At 69.9% G+C, this 18,498-nt stretch carries 18 protein-coding genes; 10 read left to right on the top strand and 8 right to left on the bottom strand.

Features of this window, described 5'->3' with window-relative positions; translation table 11 throughout:
• Positions 1 to 106: 106 nt before the first annotated feature.
• Positions 107 to 877 (top strand): DUF5995 family protein, encoded by a 771-nt coding sequence (locus QSK31_RS15270; RefSeq protein ID WP_285684518.1) that lies wholly within the window; start codon positions 107 to 109, stop codon positions 875 to 877.
• Positions 878 to 994: 117 nt separating this feature from the next.
• Here QSK31_RS15270 and QSK31_RS15265 read toward each other — a convergent pair whose 3' ends face one another.
• From QSK31_RS15265 to QSK31_RS15245, 5 genes are all read right to left on the bottom strand, one after another.
• Positions 995 to 1,543, bottom strand: a complete 549-nt coding sequence (locus tag QSK31_RS15265) for a hypothetical protein (protein ID WP_285684517.1) — start codon at positions 1,541 to 1,543, stop codon at positions 995 to 997.
• A 91-nt stretch (positions 1,544 to 1,634) separates the two neighbouring features.
• The gene (locus QSK31_RS15260) at positions 1,635 to 2,984 is read right to left on the bottom strand and encodes a HAMP domain-containing sensor histidine kinase (RefSeq protein ID WP_285684515.1); all 1,350 of its coding nucleotides are present in this window, start codon (positions 2,982 to 2,984) and stop codon (positions 1,635 to 1,637) included.
• Positions 2,977 to 3,657 carry a response regulator transcription factor gene (locus tag QSK31_RS15255; protein ID WP_285684514.1) on the bottom strand — a complete coding sequence of 227 codons (681 nt, stop codon included), beginning with the start codon at positions 3,655 to 3,657 and terminating at the stop codon, positions 2,977 to 2,979. Before QSK31_RS15255 ends, QSK31_RS15260 begins: the two co-directional genes overlap by 8 nt.
• Before the next feature lie 18 nt (positions 3,658 to 3,675).
• A complete protein-coding gene (locus QSK31_RS15250; protein ID WP_285684948.1) occupies positions 3,676 to 4,893 on the bottom strand; it encodes an RNA polymerase sigma factor in 1,218 nt (405 codons plus the stop codon).
• Positions 4,890 to 5,255 (bottom strand): YciI family protein, encoded by a 366-nt coding sequence (locus QSK31_RS15245; RefSeq protein ID WP_285684513.1) that lies wholly within the window; start codon positions 5,253 to 5,255, stop codon positions 4,890 to 4,892. Before QSK31_RS15245 ends, QSK31_RS15250 begins: the two co-directional genes overlap by 4 nt.
• A 313-nt stretch (positions 5,256 to 5,568) precedes the next feature.
• Here QSK31_RS15245 and QSK31_RS15240 point away from each other — a divergent pair, with 313 nt between their 5' ends.
• The 4 genes from QSK31_RS15240 to QSK31_RS15225 all read left to right on the top strand — a co-directional run bounded on the left by QSK31_RS15240 (position 5,569) and on the right by QSK31_RS15225 (position 10,263).
• On the top strand, positions 5,569 to 8,568 hold the full coding sequence (locus tag QSK31_RS15240) for a discoidin domain-containing protein (RefSeq protein ID WP_285684512.1): 3,000 nt from the start codon (positions 5,569 to 5,571) through the stop codon (positions 8,566 to 8,568).
• Positions 8,569 to 8,588: 20 nt separating this feature from the next.
• Entirely contained in the window at positions 8,589 to 9,362 is a 774-nt protein-coding gene (locus QSK31_RS15235; protein ID WP_285684511.1) for a DUF3800 domain-containing protein, read from the top strand.
• 111 nt (positions 9,363 to 9,473) lie between these two features.
• Positions 9,474 to 9,929, top strand: a complete 456-nt coding sequence (locus QSK31_RS15230) for a GNAT family N-acetyltransferase (RefSeq protein WP_285684509.1) — start codon at positions 9,474 to 9,476, stop codon at positions 9,927 to 9,929.
• Between the two features lie 91 nt (positions 9,930 to 10,020).
• Entirely contained in the window at positions 10,021 to 10,263 is a 243-nt protein-coding gene (locus QSK31_RS15225) for a hypothetical protein (protein ID WP_285684507.1), read from the top strand.
• Between the two features lie 116 nt (positions 10,264 to 10,379).
• On the opposite strand, the gene QSK31_RS15220 is transcribed toward QSK31_RS15225, so the two are convergent.
• The gene (locus tag QSK31_RS15220; protein WP_285684505.1) at positions 10,380 to 12,578 is read right to left on the bottom strand and encodes a discoidin domain-containing protein; all 2,199 of its coding nucleotides are present in this window, start codon (positions 12,576 to 12,578) and stop codon (positions 10,380 to 10,382) included.
• A gap of 211 nt (positions 12,579 to 12,789) precedes the next feature.
• Here QSK31_RS15220 and QSK31_RS15215 point away from each other — a divergent pair, with 211 nt between their 5' ends.
• On the top strand, positions 12,790 to 13,359 hold the full coding sequence (locus tag QSK31_RS15215) for a DUF305 domain-containing protein (RefSeq protein ID WP_285684504.1): 570 nt from the start codon (positions 12,790 to 12,792) through the stop codon (positions 13,357 to 13,359).
• Between the two features lie 35 nt (positions 13,360 to 13,394).
• On the opposite strand, the gene QSK31_RS15210 is transcribed toward QSK31_RS15215, so the two are convergent.
• A complete protein-coding gene (locus tag QSK31_RS15210) occupies positions 13,395 to 14,783 on the bottom strand; it encodes a DUF1996 domain-containing protein (RefSeq protein WP_285684502.1) in 1,389 nt (462 codons plus the stop codon).
• A gap of 153 nt (positions 14,784 to 14,936) precedes the next feature.
• Between QSK31_RS15210 and QSK31_RS15205 the strand changes: the two genes are divergently transcribed.
• The 3 genes from QSK31_RS15205 (at position 14,937) to QSK31_RS15195 (ending at position 17,533) form a co-directional block, all read left to right on the top strand.
• Positions 14,937 to 15,995 carry a LacI family DNA-binding transcriptional regulator gene (locus QSK31_RS15205; protein WP_285684500.1) on the top strand — a complete coding sequence of 353 codons (1,059 nt, stop codon included), beginning with the start codon at positions 14,937 to 14,939 and terminating at the stop codon, positions 15,993 to 15,995.
• Between the two features lie 83 nt (positions 15,996 to 16,078).
• Positions 16,079 to 16,963, top strand: a complete 885-nt coding sequence (locus QSK31_RS15200) for a DUF4231 domain-containing protein (RefSeq protein WP_285684498.1) — start codon at positions 16,079 to 16,081, stop codon at positions 16,961 to 16,963.
• Between the two features lie 57 nt (positions 16,964 to 17,020).
• The gene (locus QSK31_RS15195) at positions 17,021 to 17,533 is read left to right on the top strand and encodes a pyridoxamine 5'-phosphate oxidase family protein (RefSeq protein WP_285684496.1); all 513 of its coding nucleotides are present in this window, start codon (positions 17,021 to 17,023) and stop codon (positions 17,531 to 17,533) included.
• A 6-nt stretch (positions 17,534 to 17,539) separates the two neighbouring features.
• On the opposite strand, the gene QSK31_RS15190 is transcribed toward QSK31_RS15195, so the two are convergent.
• Positions 17,540 to 17,722 carry a hypothetical protein gene (locus QSK31_RS15190; RefSeq protein WP_285684494.1) on the bottom strand — a complete coding sequence of 61 codons (183 nt, stop codon included), beginning with the start codon at positions 17,720 to 17,722 and terminating at the stop codon, positions 17,540 to 17,542.
• A gap of 145 nt (positions 17,723 to 17,867) precedes the next feature.
• Between QSK31_RS15190 and QSK31_RS15185 the strand changes: the two genes are divergently transcribed.
• Positions 17,868 to 18,374, top strand: coding sequence for a beta/alpha barrel domain-containing protein (locus QSK31_RS15185; RefSeq protein ID WP_285684492.1), 507 nt, complete (start codon positions 17,868 to 17,870; stop codon positions 18,372 to 18,374).
• Positions 18,375 to 18,498 lie beyond the last annotated feature (124 nt).

Raw genomic sequence — 18,498 nt, 5'->3', positions numbered from 1 at the left:
CACGGTGCAAGGCTTCGCATCACGGGGGAGCACCGCCCGGGCGTCGTCCGGACGTCCGGGCGGTGCTTGGGGGCCGGCCCCCTCCCGGTCAGACATGGAGGATCCGATGACCGAGTCGGTCTGGGGACCTGTGCATCAGGACATGTGCGCCCTGCTGACGCGTCATCCCGAGGACGTGCCGGCGGTGGTCGACCAGCTCGCCAAGTTGCAGGACGTCCTGGAGCGGATTCCACCGCTGATGGACGGCAACCCGCTGGCCGACTTCAACCGGCTCTATCTGCGCATCACCACCAGCGTGCTGGAACGGCTCTACGAGGGCCGGTTCGCCGACCCGCAGTTCCTGTCCCGGCTGGATGTCGAGTTCGCGGCGCGGTACTTCGACGCCCTGCGCAGCTTCGGCGACGGCAGCAGCGGGTGCCCGCGCGTGTGGAGCGTGCTCTTCACCAGGATGGCCGGGCCGGATCCGCGCCCGCTGCCGTCCGCCGCCGCCGGTGTGAACGCGCACATCAACTTCGACCTGCCGTTCGCGCTGGTCACGACCTTCGACCACATCGGATCCGACCCGGTCGACGACAACGACCAGCACCTCGACTACCTGCAGATCAACGACATCTTCGCGGAGGCGATCCCGGATCTGCGCCGCGGCTACCTGGAGAAGTGGCAGCTGCTGCTGGACACCATGAACGGCGACCTGGACGACTGGTGGCAGGGCGAGGTGGTGGAGTACACCCGCAACGTCGCCTGGCGCAACGCGCAGAAGCTCTGGGCCTGCCGCCACGACCTGGCGTCGACGGCGAAGGAGCGGGAGCGGCTGGACGGCACCGCGGCGGCGCTGGGCCGGCTGCTGCTCTCGCCCCTGGGGACGTTCCTGCAGTAAGACCCGCCGGCAACGGCCCGTCCACCGGGGGGATGGGCGGGTCGTCCCGGGAGGCCCGGACCGCGGCAACGGCCGGGCCTCCCGGGGAGCGGAGGCCCGGCCGCACATCAGAGCGGCTCAGCCGATGACCACGAGGCGCGCGGTGGTGGCCGGGCCGTCCTTCGCTCCGGCCACGCCGATCGCGGTGCCGGTCTTGATCGCCGCGGCGTCGGCCTTCTTCTTGTCCTGGACGACGCGCAGGTCGGAGGCGGCGGTCCAGGTGAGCGTGAAGCCGTCCGTGGACTTGACCGTCAGCGTCCTGCCGTCCGTGGCGGTGACCGTGCCGCGCTGCACCACGACGGTCCGGGCGCCGTCCTTGCCCTGCACGGTCATCTCGCCGTGCAACGTGTTCTTGCGCAGGAACTTGCGGGCCGCGACCCGGCGCTCCTGCCGCCGCTCCTTACGGCCGGGCGCGGCCGAGGGCTCGCCGGACGCCGACGGGTCGGGAGCGAGCACGGTCTCGTAACCGACTGCCTGCAGGGCGGCGGCCTCATCACCCAGAGACGCGTCGAGGGAGGCGGCGGCGGACGCTGCGGACGGCTGCGGCGAAGCGCCGCAGGCGGACAGGCCGAGCACGGCGGCGAGTCCGAGCGAGGTGGCGGTCAACGCCAGACGAGTGCGAGTCATGCCGGTAAGAGTGGGCGGCCGAGCGCAGAGCCCGGTCAGGACAACGTTCGGGTCAGGTAAGGGCGGGCGAGGAGGGAACGCGCAAACGAGGTCACACGCGCGGAAGCGTCACCGTGAACTGCGCGCCGCCCTCGGGGGCGTGACCTGCGGTGATCGTTCCACCCAGCCGGCCGACCAGCCGCTCCGCCAGGGCCAGGCCCAGGCCGCTGCCCACCTTGCGGATCCCCCGATAGCGCTGGTGCAACGCCCCGCGCTGGAAGGCGACCGCGAGATCCTCGTCGGTGAAGCCGGGACCGCCGTCCCGCACCTCGACGACGCCGCCCTCGGCGGAGGACCGGACGGCGAGGATCAGAGGCGCGCCCTCCGGCACCACGCGCAGGGCGTTCTCGCACAGGCCGTCGATCACCTGCCGGATCCGGCCCGGGTCGGTACTCACGACGACCGGTCGCGAGGGCAGCTCGACACGAAAGGACAGGGAAGGCCGGCAGCGCGGCGCCCACGCCTCTCCCGCCGTGCGGATCAGCTCGGTGAGATCCACCTCGACGATGTCCAGGGGCAGGTCGGCGGCCTCCAGCCGGGACAGCACGAGCAGGTCGGAGATCAGGCGGTCGAGCCGGTCCGCCTCGGCGAGCATGGTGGCTCCGGCCTTCGGGGCGCCGTCCGCGCCGACGACACCGTCGGCGAGTGCTTCGGCGTACCCCCGGATGGTGGAAAGGGGTGTGCGGAGCTCGTGCGAGACGCTGAGCAGGAAGTCACGCTCGCGGCCCTCGCTGACCTGAAGGGCGCTGGCCAGCTGGTTGAAGGCCGTCGCCAGCTCGGCGGCCTCGGCGGGGCCCTCGGTGACCAGCCGGATCGAGCGGTCGCCGGCGGAGAGGTGACCGGCGGCGACGGCGGCCCGGCGGATCGGGCGGACGGTGAGGCGGGCCAGCAGCGCGCCCATCAACAGGCCGCCGACCAGGCCGGCGGCGAGCGCGAACCAGACGCCGCCGAGCAGGCCGCCCGCGATGCCCGTCGCGGCCGGCTTGGTCAGGATCACGCCGCTGCTGTTGCCGGTGAGCGGGCGGCCGACGATGAACATGACCCGGCCGCCGACCAGGCCGCGGGTGTCCACCGAGGCGCCCTCGGACACCTGCTGGACGAGGCGTTGCGGCAGGCCGGGCGTGTCGACGACGCCGCGCCGGATCAGGTAGACGGAGGTCTCGTCGCGGCGCAGCTCGCGGACGATGCGTTCGCGGGCGGCCGGGCGTTCGGGGAGCAGCTCCACGGCGAGGGCGACGCGTTCGTTGAGCTCGGCGCGGGCCTGGCGGTTCGCCGCGCGCACGGCCAGGGGCACCGCGACCAGGGCGGTGAGGACCACGGCGATCATCGCGGTCGCGGCCGTGACCAGCACGACGCGGGCCGTCAGCGTACGGAACAGGCCGGGCATCACGAGGTCAGGCATCGGCGGTGTAGCCGACCCCGCGGACGGTGCGGATCAGCCCGGCCGCGTCACCGAGCTTGGCGCGCACCTGGGCGACGTGCACGTCGACGGTCCGGGTGCCGGCGTGCGAGGCGTACCCCCAGACCGAGGCCAGCAGCTCCTCCCGGGTGAACACCCGGCCCGGCCGCCCGAGCAGGTGGCCGAGCAGGTCGAACTCGGTCGGCGTCAGGGACAGCGCGCTGCCGGACACGGTGACCTGGCGACGCCCCGGGTCGAGGGTGAGCGGGCCGAGCACCCGTACGCGCTCCCCCTGGTCCGGACCGGCCGCGCGCCGCAGCAGCGCCTTGACCCGGGCGACCAGCTCGCGCGGGCTGAACGGCTTGGTGACGTAGTCGTCGGCGCCCAGCTCCAGCCCGAGGATCCGGTCCACCTCGTCGTCGCGGGCGGTGAGGAAGATGACCGGCGTCCAGTCGCCGTCGGCGCGCATCCGGCGGCAGATCTCGGTGCCCTCCAGTCCGGGCAGGGCGATGTCCAGGATGCAGGCGACCGGGCGCATCCGGCGGGCGGCGGCCAGCCCGGCGGCGCCGTCGTGCTCGACCTGCACGCCGAAGCCGTCCCGGGTCAGGTAGAGCCGGACCAGGTCGGCGATCGGCCGCTCGTCCTCGACGACCAGCACCAGGCCCTTGGAGTCCACGACCCCATCTTGCCCGGCCTAGTGTTCGGGCGTTGTAAGAGATGCGCGCAGGGTCAGGTAACGCTGCTCCGGGACGCTGGTGGTGAGCGCGGCGGCCCGTACATAGGCCTCGTGCGCCCCGGGCCGGTCGCCGGCGCGTTCCAGCAGGTGGGCGCGGACGGCCTCGACCCGGTGGTTGCCGGTCATCCGCTCGTCGCCGTCCAGTCCGCCGAGCACCGCCAGCCCGGCGAGCGGCCCGCGCGCCCAGCCCATCGCGACCGCCTTGTTGAGGGTGACGATCGGTCCCGGCACCAGTCGCTCGATCACCTCGTAGAGCGCCAGGATCTGCGGCCAGTCGGTGTCCGCGGCCTCGGCCGCCTCGTCGTGCAGCGCGGCGATCGCGGCCTGCAGCTGGTACGGGCCGACCGGCCCCTTGCCCAGGCACGCCGACACCAGCGCCACACCCTCGGCGATCCGGGCCGTGTCCCAGAGCGACCGTTCCTGCTCGTGCAGCGGCACCAGCGCACCCTGCGCGTCGGTGCGCGCGTCCCGCCGCGCGTCGGTGAGCAGCATCAACGCCAGCAGCCCGCCGGTCTCCACGTCGTCCGGGGCGAGCGCGCGCAGCATCCGGGTGATCCGGATCGCCTCCACGGTCAGGTCGTCCCGTTTCAGATCCGGCCCGCCGCTGGTCGTGTAGCCCTCGTTGAACACCAGGTAGAGCGTCTGCCGCACGACCCGCAGCCGCTCGGCGCGTTCGCCGGCCGGCGGCATCGCGAACGGCAGCCCGCTGGAGGAGATCGTCGCCTTGGCCCGGCTGATCCGCTGCGCCATCGTCGACTCGGGCACCAGGAACGCCTTGGCGATCTCCGCGGTGCTCAGGCCGCCGACCGCGCGCAGGGTCAGCGCCAGCTGCGAGGGCGGCGACAGCGACGGGTGACAGCAGAGGAACAGCAGCGTGAGCGTGTCGTCCTCGGCGCTCACGTGGGCCGGGCCGGGTTCGAGCCGGAAGACGTTCTCCTCCCGGCGGCGCCGCGCGGACTCGCTGCGGAACTCGTCGGCCAGTCGCCGGCCGGCCACCGTGAGCAGCCACGACCGCGGGTTGTCCGGCACGCCGTCGACCGGCCACTGGGTCGCGGCGGCGAGCAGCGCCTCCTGCACCGCGTCTTCGGCGGCGTCGAACTGGCCGTACCGCCGGGCCAGCGCACCCAGGACCTGGGGCGCCAGCTCGCGCAGCGTGAACTCGATGTCCAAGGTCAGACCTCGGGCGGTCCGGCCGGGACCTCGCGCAGCTCGACCCGCCGCGCCCACGGCAGGATCTTGGTGGCGAGCTCGATCGCGCGGGCCTCGTCCTTGACGTCCCAGATCCAGAAGCCGGCCAGCGACTCCTTGGCCTCGGCGAACGGCCCGTCGGTCACCACGACCTGCCCGTCGGTGAGGGTGAGCGTCTTGGCGGTGGTGGGGTCGGCGAGCCCCTCCGCGGAGACCCACTCGCCGCTGGCGGTGATCTCCTCGTTGAAACTACCCATGAACTGGATCATGTCGCGCACCCACTGGTCGTCATGCGCCTCCATCATGGTCGAGCCGTCACCGAACATCATCAGCATGTACTTCACAGTCATCCCTCGCTTCATTGCGTCTGTGACCGGTGGTCGGAGCGGTCGGCCTGTTCTCGACATCCTTGCGAGAAAGAACTTCAAGATCTTTATTTTCCCACGTCCGTCGTGGTCCAGACCGCTTGCTCCCGCGGGCTCTCGGTTCGTGCGTGGTCGAGGCGGCTTTCGCCGCATCGCTTGGAGAGCGCTTTCCAAGCGCTCAGAACAGCGTCCGATTCGTACACATACTCGCCGTTAGGCATTGACAGAGGCGAAACCCGCGCGTAACACTGCGGCTCTCATGGAGAGCGCTTTCCCCGAGCGCTACGAAGGAGTCCCCATGCATCCCCGCCGCCAGAAATTCATCGAGCGTCGCAGGACGCTCCTCCTCGTCCTCACCGTGCTGGCCGCCTGGCTCGCCGTCCCCAGCGGCGCCGCCGTCGCCGCCGACACGCTGCTCTCGCAGGGCAGACCCGCCACCGCCTCGTCCATCGAGGGCAACGACGTCGTCGCGGGCAACGCCGTCGACGGCAACACCGGGACACGCTGGTCGAGCGTGTTCAGCGACCCGCAGTGGCTGCAGGTCGACCTCGGCGCCACCGCGACCGTCTCCCAGGTCGTGCTGCGCTGGGAGAACGCCTACGGCAGCGCGTACCAGATCCAGACCTCCGCCGACGGCACCGCCTGGACCACCATCCACACGCAGGCCGCCGGCACCGGCGGCACCGAGACCCTGAACGTCACCGGCAGCGGCCGCTACGTCCGGATGTACGGCACCGCCCGGGGCACCGGCTACGGCTACTCGCTGTGGGAGTTCCAGGTGTACGGCTCGACCGGCAGCACACCCGACCCGGACCCGGACCCCGAGCCGGGCTGGACCAACGTCTGGCAGGACACGTTCGACGGCCCGGCCGGCTCCCCCGCCGCCGCCAACTGGCTGCTGCGCACCGGCACCCAGTACCCGGGCGGCGCCGCTAACTGGGGCACCGGCTCGGTCGAGACCGCCACCAACGCGACGGCCAACGTGTCGCTGGACGGCGCGGGCAAACTCACCATCACGGCGCTGCGGGACGGCGCCGGGCGGTGGACGTCCGGTCGCATCGAGACCCAGCGGACCGACTTCACCCCGCAGCGCGGCGAGCAGATCAAGTTCGCGGCAGTGCTCAAGCAGCCCGGCGTCGCCAACGGACTGGGTTACTGGCCGGGCTTCCGGGCGACCGGCGCGGCGTACCGCGGCAACTTCAACAACTGGCCGGGCGTCGGCGAGACCGACATCATGACCGACGTCAACGGGCGTGGCCAGCTGGCACAGACGCTGCACTGCGGCACCGCTCCGGACGGGCCGTGCGCCGAGTACAACGGACGGTCCAGCGGGCTGGCGTCATGCACCGGCTGCGCGACCGGGTACCACGAGTTCTCCCAGGTCATCGACCGGACGAAGACCGACGAGGAGATCCGGTTCTACCTGGACGGCCGGCAGACCTGGATCGTCCGCGAGTCGCAGGTCGGCGTGACCGCGTGGGCGGCGGCCGTGCAGCACGGCTTCTACCTGCGGCTGGACCTGGCCGTCGGCGGCTCGCTGCCGAACGCGATCGCGGGCCGCACGACGCCGACGGCCGAGACGACCAGCGGCGGCGTGCTCAGCGTCGACTCGGTGACCGTCTCCAAGGCCACCGGCACGACGCCGACCGCGATGACCGACCCGGCCACCCCCGCCGGGCCGAGCACGGTGCGGGTCACCGGATCGCAGGGCGACTGGCAGCTGCAGGTCAACGGCGCGCCCTACGAGGTCAAGGGCATCACGTACGGGCCTCCGCAGGCGGCCGCCGACGGCTACACGCGGGACCTGAAGAACATGGGCGTCAACACGATCCGCACCTGGGGCGTGGACGACGCGAACACCCCGGCGCTGCTCGACCGGGCGGCCCAGCAGGGCATCAAGGTGGTCGTCGGGCACTGGCTCAACCAGGGCGCCGACTACGTCGGCGACACGGCGTACAAGAACGCCGCCAAGACCGAGATCGTCAACCGGGTCAACGCGCTGAAGAACCGCCAGGGCGTGCTGATGTGGGACGTCGGCAACGAGGTCATCCTGACCATGCAGGACCACGGGCTGGCCGCCGACGTGGTGGAGGCGCGCCGGGTGGCGTACGCCCGGTTCGTCAACGAGGTGGCGGTGGCCATCCACGCCGCCGACCCGAACCACCCGGTCACGTCGACCGACGCGTACACCCAGGCCTGGACCTATTACAAGCAGTACTCCCCCGCGCTGGACCTGCTCGCGGTGAACTCGTACGGCGCGGTCGACACGATCAAGCGGGACTGGATCGCCGGCGGCTACACCAAGCCGTACATCCTGACCGAGGGCGGGCCGGACGGCGAGTGGGAAGTGCCCGACGACGCGAACGGGGTGCCGACCGAGCCGACCGACCTGCAGAAGCGGCAGGGCTACACGGACAGCTGGAACGCGATCAAGGGGCACCCGGGCGTGGCGCTGGGCGCGACCGAGTTCCACTACGGGCTGGAGAACGACTTCGGCGGCGTCTGGCTGAACACCACCACCGGCGGGTGGCGGCGGCTCGGCTACCACGCGCTGCGGCAGGCGTACACCGGGCAGGCCGCGCCGAACACACCGCCGGAGATCACCGCGATGACCGTCAGCTCACCCGCCGCGGTCCCCGCCGGCGGCACGTTCACGGTGAGTGCCACCGCGTCCGATCCGCAGGGTGACCTGATCCGCTACAACCTGATGGCCAGTGACAAGCACATCACCGGGAACACCGGCCTGAAGAACCTCTCGTTCACCCAGAACGGCAGCGGCTTCACGGTGCGGGCGCCCGATCAGCTCGGCGTGTGGAAGGTGTACGTGTACGCCTTCGACGGGCACGGCAACGTCGGCATCGAGCAGCGCTCGTTCCGGGTCGTCCCGCCGGCCGTACCCGGCACCAACCTGTCCCGCGGCAGGCCGGCCACCGCGTCGTCGTACCAGCCGACCGGCACCAACGGGCCGCAGTTGCCGGCGCTCGCGGTCGACGGCGACTACGGCACCCGGTGGGCGTCGGAGTGGCTGGACACCGCGTGGTTCCAGGTCGATCTGGGTTCGGTGCAGTCGTTCAACCACGTGCAGCTGGCGTGGGAGGCGGCGTACGCGACCGGGTACCAGGTGCAGACCTCGAACGACGGCGGCTCCTGGACCACCGTCTACGCCACGACCAGCGGCGACGGCGGCTTCGACTCGCTGAACGTCAGCGGGTCCGGGCGCTACGTGCGGGTCAACGGCACCGCCAAGGCGACCGGCTGGGGCTACTCGCTGTGGGAAATGGGTGTCTATCGCAGCTAGGTGAACGGTAGAACGGAGGCGTGCGCCTCGTTTATTGCGATGAGTCGGGGTACGAGGGCGAGAAGCTCATCGACTCCACGAAACCGCTGTTCGCGCACGCCTCCGTCCTCATGTCCGACGCCGGCGCCGCGGCGCTGATCGCCGAGCTCCGCGCACGGGTGCGATCCCCCGCGTCGTCCTACCGCGCCGGCCACCTGCTGCGCGAGAAACACCGGGCGACGCTGGCCTGGTTCCTGTCCCCCGAGGGCCCGGTCGCCGGCCGTGGCAGCGTCTTCCTGCTGGACAAGGCGCACTGGGTGGCGACCCGCACGGCTTCGCTGCTCGACATTCCGGTGGAGACGCTGGACCGCTCGCCGTACGTGCTGGCCGCCGCCAACGACATGCTCCGCGGCAAGGACCAGCCCGGGGTGGTTGACGAGTTCTTCCGGGTGAGCGGGCTCACCGAGGGCCGCGAGCGGGCCGAGCTCTTCCGCGAGTGGCTGGCCACCGACCGGGTGGCGAACTCGGTGCTCGACCCGCTGGTCCCGGCGCTGGTCTCGGCGGTCAGGCACTGGGGCCCGGCCACGGTGGTGCACGACCGGCAGATCATGCTGCCGGAGCGGCGCATCGAGCTGATCCGCGAGCAGGTCGACGGGTTGCTGACCGGCCTGCGTTTCGGGGCCGTCGAGTCCTGCCCGCAGATCCAGGTGGCCGACATGCTGGCCGGCACGGTCCGCGCCCTCACCGAACGCCCGGACGACGAGTTGTTCCCGCTCGCCGCCCGGTTCGTGGCACCCGGCTCGTTCCGCTCGTAGGCCCGATTCAGGCGGCGGTCTCCTCGAGTACTTCCCCGGCGCTCCGGGCTGCCCTCGGCCGGGCCGCGGCGCTCGATCCCCCGCAGCAGGCTCGAGACGCTCGCCGCGCCGGTGCGGGTGATCGTCTTGAATGGCGGGGTGCTTTCCGTACGCCGCGAAGGCGGCTTCCTGCTGACCGACGACCGCAACGCCATCGACCTGGACCGGGTGCACCACTGGCTCTCCACCGACGCGTGGTGGGCGCTCGGCCGCACACCGGAGCAGACCCGCACGATCGTCGCCGCCTCCCAGCCCTACGGCGTGTACCGCGGTGACGAGCAGGTGGCGTTCACCCGGGTGCTCACCGACGGCGTCGCGTTCGCCTACGTCGCCGACGTCTACGTCGACCGGGCGGCCCGCGGTCTGGGCATCGGCACCTGGATGACCCGGCAGATCTGCGCCCACCTGGACACCCGCGAGATCCGCACGGTGGCCCTGGCCACGACGGACGCGCACGACATCTACGCCAAGGCGGGCTTCGAGGACGTCCCGCCGCGCCGCTGGATGTGGCGCCGGCGTCCGTCATAGCCCGTAGCCCGCGGCGCCGGAGGACGGCAGACGCGAGCGCTGCACGGCGTGAACGCTTCGAGGGCTGCGACCAAGGACTGCGCTGACCCGGGTGCCGGGCCTGGACGTCACGTCGGACGTGGTGAACCTGGACGGCCGCCGCGGCGTGGGCCTGGGCATGACGAGGGGCGGGACCCGGCTGGAGCTGGTGATCGACCCGGCCGGCGGCCGGCTGATCGGCCAACGCCTCGTGCTGACCGAGCCGGGCACCGGGATGTGGGCGGGTCTGCCGGCCGGGACGGTCGCGGAGTACTCGGCCGTGACGACGAGCGTGGTGCAGCAGCCCGCCGCCTGATCGGCACGGCGCGGAGGCCCCCGCAGGGACGTGGTGCAGCAGCCCGCCGCCTGATCGGCACGGCGCGGAGGCCCTCGCAAGGACGATGCGAGGGCCTCCGCCTTACCGGGAGCGGATCACGGACCCGTTGTCAGGTATTGCGTTTCGGCGCCGCGTACGGCGGGAGCGCCCTTGTCGTTGATGATGCGGTTGATCGTGCCTTGGCCGCCCAGGCTGACCGTCACCATGTTGGTGAAACGGATGCCCGGCTTGACCGGCGCCTCGAAGGCACGTTCGCCGACGACCGACTGATCCAGGGTGAAGACGCAGTAGCTGCCGAGTCCGAACGCCTGATGGTCGTTGACCGAGTCGGCCACCTTGTAGGCCGCGTAGCCGCGCGTCGAGCCGTTCATCCAGGCGGCCTGGTTGGGCATCTCGTACGGCATCTCGTTCTGGTAGAAGTAGGTCCGGCCGCGTTCGCCGTTCCAGACCGTCTGGTACTTCTGGAAGTGCTCGACGAACAGGCCGTACATGCTCACGTCGTCGCCGTTGACCACCAGGCCCTGGTCGGCGGTGTTGACGTTCCAGCCGACGCCGTCGCCGTGGTCGGCACGCCACAGCCACATGTGGTCGCCGATCACGTCGTCGCTGTTGATGATCAGCGTGTTGGTGGCCTTGCCGACGCCCGGCCCGCCGATCCGGAAGAACACGTCGTGCAGCGAGGTCGGGTTGGCGCTGTGGTCGGCACCGGAGCCGGGCGCGCCGACCTCCATGAGCGACGGCGAGTTGGTGGCGCCGGCGTCGAACATGATGCCGGCCACCTTCACACCGTCCACGTCGGCGATCTTCAGCGGCGTGACGCCGTTGTCGGCGAAGAACGTGGCCAGGCCCAGACCCAGGATCACGGTGTTGGGGCGGGTCACGTTGATGGTCTGGTTGACGTGGTGCGTGCCCGGGGTGACGAGCAGGTGCTTGCCCGCGGCCAGCGCGTTGTTGATGGTCGCCGCGGTCGTGCCGGGCCGGACGATGAAGAAGTCGGCCAGCGAGATCGAGGAGCCGGCGGGCGTCTTGTTGTACCAGCTCGTGCCCGTGCTGTTCTGCCGTACCGCGGGGACGAACACCCGGTACTCACCGTTGGCGAAGTACAGGAACGGCTTCTCGCGTACGACCGGGGAGGTGTTGATCACCGTGTGGGACGGGTTGGGGAAGTGCGGCGGCGGGGCGCCCTGCACGCCCTGGAACACCATGTTCCAGACCGAGCCGGACCAGCTGCCGAACTCGCTGTTGCGCGAGTACCACTGCTGCTGCGAGCCGGAGACGACCGCGCCGTCCACTTTGGTGTCGGCCATCAGGCCGCCGGACGACCAGCCGTCGCCACCGTTCCAGAGCTGGATCTGGTTCTGCGCGCCGCGCAGGTGCATGCGGCGGTAGGGCGCGGCCTGGGAGACCGCGTAGCGCTCCACGGTGGTGCCGGCCGGGAGCGTGACGGACAGGTTCTCCGCGGTACGCCAGAAGTTCTGCGTCGCGTTGCCGTTCATCCAGAACGCCTCGACCCGCACGTGGCCGTTGATGTTCACGTCGTCCGGGGACATCCCGAGCCCCGCCACCTGCTCGAAGAAGCCCAGGTTGACGTCGGCGGTGTAGTTGCCCGGCTTGAACAGCACGGCGTACCGCTCGGGGCCGAACTGGTTGCGTTCCTGCGCGGTGAACAGCTGGTTGAGCCGGTTCTGGATGGTGGCCGTGGGCGTCGTCGGGTCGTAGACGTTGACGTTCGGCCCGAAGTTGGGGTTGCGCGGGTCGGTGGGCTCGACCGGGTCGGTCGTTCCTCCGTCACCGGTGAAGGCCCGCAGCTCCCACAGGGAGTAGCCGTAGCCGGTGCCCCGGGCGGTGCCGTAGACACGCAGGTAGCGGCCGCTGCCCGCGACGGTCAGGCTCTGCGTGCCGCCGGTCCCGGTCGTCGTCGAGTAGACGTCCGTCCAGCTCGTGCCGTTCGTACTGGTCTGGATCTGGAAGTTCTTGCCGTACGCGCCCTCCCACTGCAGGTCGACCTGGCAGAGCGAGACGGTGCTGCCGAGGTCCACCTGGATCCACTGCGGGTCGCTGAACGCGCTCGACCAGCGGGTGCCGGTGTTGCCGTCGACGGCCAGGCCGGCCGCGTAGCCGGCGCCTTCGGCCGAGCTCGCCGTGGCGGGTTTGTTGAGGGCGACGTTGGTGGTGCCGCAGGCGGCGGCTTGGGCCTGCGAAACCCCGGCGATGGTCAGGCCGAGCGCGGTGGTGAGGGCCGCGGCGGCTGCGATGAGGGTACGGCGGGTACGCCGCCTGGTATCCGGTGTCATGGTCCTGCCTGTCGTGGGGATGTGAGGCGCCCGGCCCGCGGGGAAACGGGCCGGGTCGCCGTGGGGACGGTCCCGGGAAAGTGGGGATTGGAAAGCGCTCTCCTAGTTGATTGGATTGTTTCCGCCACGTTGCAGGACGTCAATACGTTCCCGGTTCCGGAAATTGCCCGGCACATTGACACCTTCGCCCGAAAGGGCCGAGACTCCGGGTGTGTCCCCCCGCACCCTCGCCCCCGCCCTGGCCCTGCTGATGGCCGCCGGTCTGTGCGCGTGCGCCCGCGACGCGCCACCCGCTCCGTCACCGCCGGCGCCCGCCGCGGCCACCGCCGCGCCCGCCTTCGGCGGTACCGACCGAGCCTGGATCGAGATCAACGTCGCGATGAACGAGGAGCTCGCCCCGCTGCTCGCGCTGGCCCCCGCACAGAGCCGTGACCAGGCGATCAAGGAGCTCGCGGCGCAGGTGGACACCGTCCGCCTGCGCGAGCTGGAGGACCTGCGCGGGCTGCACGACGCGGCCGGGCTGCCCGCCGAGAACCCGCACAAGGGCATGCCGATGCCCGGCATGGTGACGCCGGACATCGTGCGCGAGGCGGCCGCCGCCGAGGGCCCGGCGTTCGATCTGATCTTCCGGCGGCAGGTGAAGGCGCATCTGGACCAGGGCGTGAAGCTGGCGAGAAGCGAGTCCACGGCCGGGGTCGAACCTCGTACCAAAGCCCTCGCGGAACGTATGATCACCGACCGCGAAACCTTTTTGCCGAAGTTCACCCCGGCCGTGAAATAAGTAGCCGGAATTTCTGTTATCCGAGCACTTTTACGTCATCGGGGCAGTTCGTAGTTCTCGTTCAGCGCCGCCCCGCGGTCCGGCTTGTAGAGGTCGAACCCACGCGGGTCGCACTGCAGGCCGCCGTTGATGCAATGGGTGGTCAGCGCGGCCAGCGTCGGCGAGTCCCACACGTTGTAGAAGTCGTAGTGGAACGAATAGCCGCGTCCGCTGGACAGCCGCACGCCTGCCATGTTGCCGCTGACCGGCCAGGCCATCTTGAACTCGATCATCGGCACGGCGACCGGGTGGCTCGCCGGGCAGACCCCGAGCACCGGGTACGCCATGTGGCTCTTGTGGTCCGGCGTGTCCAGGTGGATGCCGTTCCAGCAGCTCGGCGCCTGCATCCGGATGTTCAGCTGGCTGCCGGCCGGGCAGTTCGCCGGGAAGTCCCAGTTGAACGTGCTGTCACCGCACTCCCAGCCCTCGACCGCGCCGGGCGCGTTGCGGAACTCGTCCTGCGTGGCGCTCGGGCTGCCGACCAGGTACCGCAGCCCCGGCGGGGACGGCCGCACGCTGCGGTAGTCGATCACGCCGGACTTGTAGTAGATGACCTGCCGGCCCGACGGCTGCACCGCGGTGTCGCCGTTGAGCAGGGTCGGCATCCAGTAGCCGGTCTTGTCGCCGGGCGTGATGCACGACGTCCCACCGGCCTGCAGGCTGTTCAGCGTCGACATCGCGTTCGTGCTGTTGTTGCCCATGAACGTGTGCGAGTGCGACGCGCCGGGCAGGCCCGGGAAGACGATCGGGTCGTCCGGCAGGTTGGACCGGCTGACCGAGCAGTTCATCTGGAACTCGTGGTGCGTGGTCGGCGGGTTGGTGGCGGGCGGGACCTGCGTCGACGGGACGACACCGGTGACCGGCGGGTTGGCCAGGACGTAGCCGTCGCCGCCGGGCGCGGTCGGCCCGGTGCCGTAGACCTGGAACTCGTAGAGCGAGTAGCCGTAGCCGGTCCCGCGCTGGGTGCCGTGGACCCGGACGTAGCGGCCGCTGCCGCTGACGGTCAGCGACTGGTTGCCGCCACTCGCGGTGGTCGTCGAGTAGATCGTCGTCCAGTTGTTGCCGTCCGGGCTCGTCTGGAGCTGGAAGGCCTTGGCGTACGCGGCCTCCCAGCGCAGGTCCACGCGGGAGATCGTGGAGGTCCCGCCCAGGTCGACGCGCAGCCACTGCGGGTCACTCCAGACGCTGCCCCACCGGGTGTCGTTGCGTCCGTCCACCGCCGCGGCGGCCGGGGCGCCACCGTTCTCGGTCGACGAGGCGAGCGTGGGCCGGCCCTGTGACAGCAGCGAGTCGGCGGCCTGCGCCTGCGGGATCGCCACGAACAGCGTCCCGGCAATGGTGGCCGCCGCGCAGGTGGCGAGCAGCCGTCTTCTTCTCGTTCGCATGACTTCTCCAAGGGGATTGCGGGGGATGGTTGGAGAGCGCTTTCCGAAGTGTTACGCCCCGGTTGCCTGGAGGTCAAGGGATGGGGGTCTTTGTCCGTTTCACTGCTCCTCGGGGGAGAGCGCTCTCCAATTCGCTGTGTTATAACTGCGTCCATGACCGCCACGAGGGGACACACTCCGGTCGGCGAGCGCCTGCCGACGCTGGAAGACGTTGCCCGCGTCGCCGGTGTCTCCCGGGCCACCGCGTCCCGGGTCATCAACGGCATCCGCAACGTCGACCCGCAGCTCAACGAGCAGGTGTGGAACGCGGTGGGCGCCACCGGCTACGTGCCCAACCGGCTCGCCCGGTCACTGGTCACCCGGCGCACGGGCACGGTCGCGCTGGTGGTGTCCGACTCGGAGGCGCACGACGACGACCCGTTCCTGGGCCGGTTCTTCGCCGACCCCTACTTCGGCCGGGTCGTCGGCGGCTTGATGAGCGTGCTCCGGCAGGCCGGGGTGCAACTCGCCCTCCAGATCGTGGGTACGCCCGACCAGCGCACCCGCCTCGTCGGCGACCTCCGGCACGGCCAGGCCGACGGCGCGGTGGTGCTGTCGCTGCCCGCACACGACCCGCTGCCCCGCATGCTCACCGACGCCGGCGTCCCCGCGGTGCTGATCGGCCGCCCGCCCGAGCCGGTGCCCATCGACTACGTCGACCTGGCCAACGACACCGGCGCCGCGCTGGCCGCCGACCACCTCGTCGGCCGGGGCGCCCGCCAGATCGCGATGATCTCCGGTCCCGCCGACGTGCCCGCCAGCAGCGACCGGGTGTCCGGCTTCCGGCGCGCGATGGCCCGCCACGGCCACGGCTGGGTTCCGATCGAGCACGGCAACTTCACCCGCGAGTCCGGCGAGGCCGCCATGCGGACGCTGCTGGCCGCCCAGCCCGGCCTGGACGGTGTCTTCGTCGCCAACGACCTGATGGCGCTGGGCGCCCAGACCGCCCTGCGCAACGCCGGCCGCCGCGTACCGGACGACGTCCGGGTGGTCGGCTTCGACGACAGCAGCGCCGCCACCGCCGCGAGCCCGGCGCTGACCACGATCCGGCACCCGCTGGAGGACATGGCGGCGGAGGGTGCGCGCCTGCTGCTGGCCCGCGTCGAGGACCGCACGATGCGGGTGTCCTCGGTGATCTACGAGCCCACCCTGGTCGTCCGTGACTCCGCCTGAGACTTGGCGAGCCAATATCTGACGAATGACGGGGTCCACGTTGGACACTGAGGGACGTGCCGTCGTGTATTACGGTTCAGGATGTGTCGGAATCGGCTGTCGCGCTTTCCAGAGATGACCTACCTGCTAGCTACTGGGCAGCATCAGAACATTCGACTCGTGGGCAACGAGTAGCAATCCGCTGGCTCGCCGCACAGTTGATCCTGCTGAGCGGCGGCGCCGTCCTCGGAGCAGTCGACGGTGTGAACGCCGGTGGCATCGACCTCGGTGCGGCCTCGGCCGCGGCGGCTCTGCTGGTCTCCCTGGTGCCGGCAGCATGGCTCGCGGCCCGAAATCCTCAGCGGGCATGGTACGAGGGCAGGGCCGCCGCAGAGTCGATCAAGACACTGGCATGGAAATACGCCATACGAGCCGAACCATTCGACTGCGGCGACCAGGCGGCAATAATTCGGTTGAAGAACGATCTGACGGCGATCCGTCTAGATCTGAGTACCATCGCCTGGCCGCAGCACGAAACCATAGCGACTCCAGCGATGAGCGCCTTGCGAGCAGCGAGCCTGCCAACACGCAGATCGGTCTATCGTATGGGCCGCATCGACGCGGAGCGCCGCTGGTATGCCGAGAAGACCGATAACTATATCCGGATGAGCCGACGTTGGAGCGCCTTGGCTGTCATCGCAACAGTGGCCGGTTTGACCGGTGGCGTTCTCAAGGCAACCGGAGTCTTGGCCTATGACGGCCTCGGCGCCGCTTCATCGATCGCCGCCGCAGCGACAGCTTGGCTGCAGATGAAGCAATTTCGCCCTCTCGCCGCTGCATACCGGCTGACCGGCAGGGAACTCTCGGCGGTTGACCATCAACTGGAACATGTGACGGACGAACCGGATTGGGCGCAGCGGGCTGCCAGTGCGGAGGATGCGATCTCCCGAGAACACACCATGTGGCTGGCACGCCGTGAGGCGGTCTAATTCTGCGTCCCCGGTAAGTTGAACGTCGACGACTGGCTAGGGAAAGGCGATCCAACCATGACGGCGCAGCTCCGAGTCGTAGACGGCGGACCGTCGGATGAAACGGTCATGATCTCTGTACGTCAGATCCTCGCCGGGCGTGACCTCATGTCGATGGCGACCTACTCGACGGATCTCGGTCCACACGTGAACTCAGCGTTCTTCGCCGCCGATGACGATCTCATCATGTGGTTCGTCAGTGAACGTACCACCAGGCACAGTCTCAATATCGCTGCTGAGCCCCGGGTTTCAGCGTCCGTCTTCCTCGATCCACCGACGTACGGAGAAGGACTCTGCGGTATCCAGGTCTGGGGCACGGCTCGGGAGGCTCGGCAGGACGAACGTGCCCACGCAGTCGCTGTACTTCGCCTGCGATTCCCGTCTTTCGCCGCCGACACGAAGGTCCTGGAAGGCTTCCTGAATGCGAGCCTGCCATCGACGTTCTACCGACTCGAGGTAAGCGAACTGACGGTTCTGGATGAGCCTCGCTTCGGGCGCCGCGTCTACGTGCGCGCGGCCGTAGCCCGTTGACGCAACCTAATCGTTCTCGATGTCGATCTCCGGCACATCGACATTCGCGAACAGGGCAAGGCTGTCGGCCGGATCAAGATCTTTGGCGAGGCGCTGAAGCTCGCGTAGCGGATCGACATCGATGGGAAGTGACCCCGATCGAAGCTCGGCCACCCAGTCCACCGGGAGTGAGTCGGAAGGATCGGCCATCTACACACCTCGATCATGTACTATCGCGAAACGCTACTCTAGTCTGAGACTTCGCCGAGGGTCCACTGTGTCCACCGGAGGCCGGATGAGCTTAACAGGCAAGAGAGTGAGACTACGGCGCATCCTTGGACGCGGTCGTGTGGTCATGCTCCCGTTCGACGACGACTTGATCAACGGTCCCTCCGACGGCCTGAAGGACCCCATCGGGCGAATCCACGAGGCGTCGGGCCATGTCGACGCGATACTGGGCTACCGCAGGCTCTTTGACGACTGCGCCCGCGCGGATATCGCGACTCCGTTCGTACTGAACCTGAGTGCCAGCACCGTCCACCGAGATCACACAAATAAGGTGCTGGCCGGATCCGTCGGATCCGGTCTTCGCGCGGGTTGTGACGCCGTGGCGGTACATGTGAACGTCTCTTCGAAATTCGAATCGTCCATGCTGGCCGCCCTCGGCGCGGTCGGAGAGGAATGCGATCAGGCAGGCATGCCCCTTTTAGCCATCATGTATCCCCGGCGGGAAGACAATGGCCGCGACGACAACTATATGGACCTGAAAGAACGCGATAACGGGGCCTACACCGAATTGATCCAGCACTGCGTACGCATCGGAGTCGAACTAGTGCCTCGTCATGCGGCCTTGGAGGGATAATCCGGGCGGCGGATTTTGGAGTGGGTGGCGTATCCGGTTTTCGGTCGGGCGCGCTGGTTATGCCAGCGTATGTAGTCGCCGATCGCGGCGTCTTGTTCTTCGTGGGTGCGGTGGTCGGTGCCGT

The sequence above is a fragment of the Actinoplanes sp. NBRC 103695 genome (genome assembly GCF_030269485.1).
Taxonomy (GTDB): domain Bacteria; phylum Actinomycetota; class Actinomycetes; order Mycobacteriales; family Micromonosporaceae; genus Actinoplanes.
The sequence above is the reverse complement of the archived record's forward strand: the minus strand, read 5'-3'. Positions and strand labels throughout refer to the sequence as shown.

Bases quoted from the DNA above. Each gene is read 5' to 3' on its own strand.
- QSK31_RS15205 (WP_285684500.1), top strand. From the start codon at position 14,937: ATGACCGCCACGAGGGGACACACTCCGGTCGGCGAGCGCCTGCCGACG.
- QSK31_RS15210 (WP_285684502.1), bottom strand. From the start codon at position 14,783: ATGCGAACGAGAAGAAGACGGCTGCTCGCCACCTGCGCGGCGGCCACC.
- QSK31_RS15220 (WP_285684505.1), bottom strand. From the start codon at position 12,578: ATGACACCGGATACCAGGCGGCGTACCCGCCGTACCCTCATCGCAGCC.
- QSK31_RS15270 (WP_285684518.1), top strand. From the start codon at position 107: ATGACCGAGTCGGTCTGGGGACCTGTGCATCAGGACATGTGCGCCCTG.
- QSK31_RS15240 (WP_285684512.1), top strand. From the start codon at position 5,569: ATGCATCCCCGCCGCCAGAAATTCATCGAGCGTCGCAGGACGCTCCTC.
- QSK31_RS15265 (WP_285684517.1), bottom strand. From the start codon at position 1,543: ATGACTCGCACTCGTCTGGCGTTGACCGCCACCTCGCTCGGACTCGCC.
- QSK31_RS15245 (WP_285684513.1), bottom strand. From the start codon at position 5,255: ATGACTGTGAAGTACATGCTGATGATGTTCGGTGACGGCTCGACCATG.
- QSK31_RS15195 (WP_285684496.1), top strand. From the start codon at position 17,021: ATGACGGCGCAGCTCCGAGTCGTAGACGGCGGACCGTCGGATGAAACG.
- QSK31_RS15190 (WP_285684494.1), bottom strand. From the start codon at position 17,722: ATGGCCGATCCTTCCGACTCACTCCCGGTGGACTGGGTGGCCGAGCTT.
- QSK31_RS15185 (WP_285684492.1), top strand. From the start codon at position 17,868: ATGCTCCCGTTCGACGACGACTTGATCAACGGTCCCTCCGACGGCCTG.
- QSK31_RS15260 (WP_285684515.1), bottom strand. From the start codon at position 2,984: ATGCCTGACCTCGTGATGCCCGGCCTGTTCCGTACGCTGACGGCCCGC.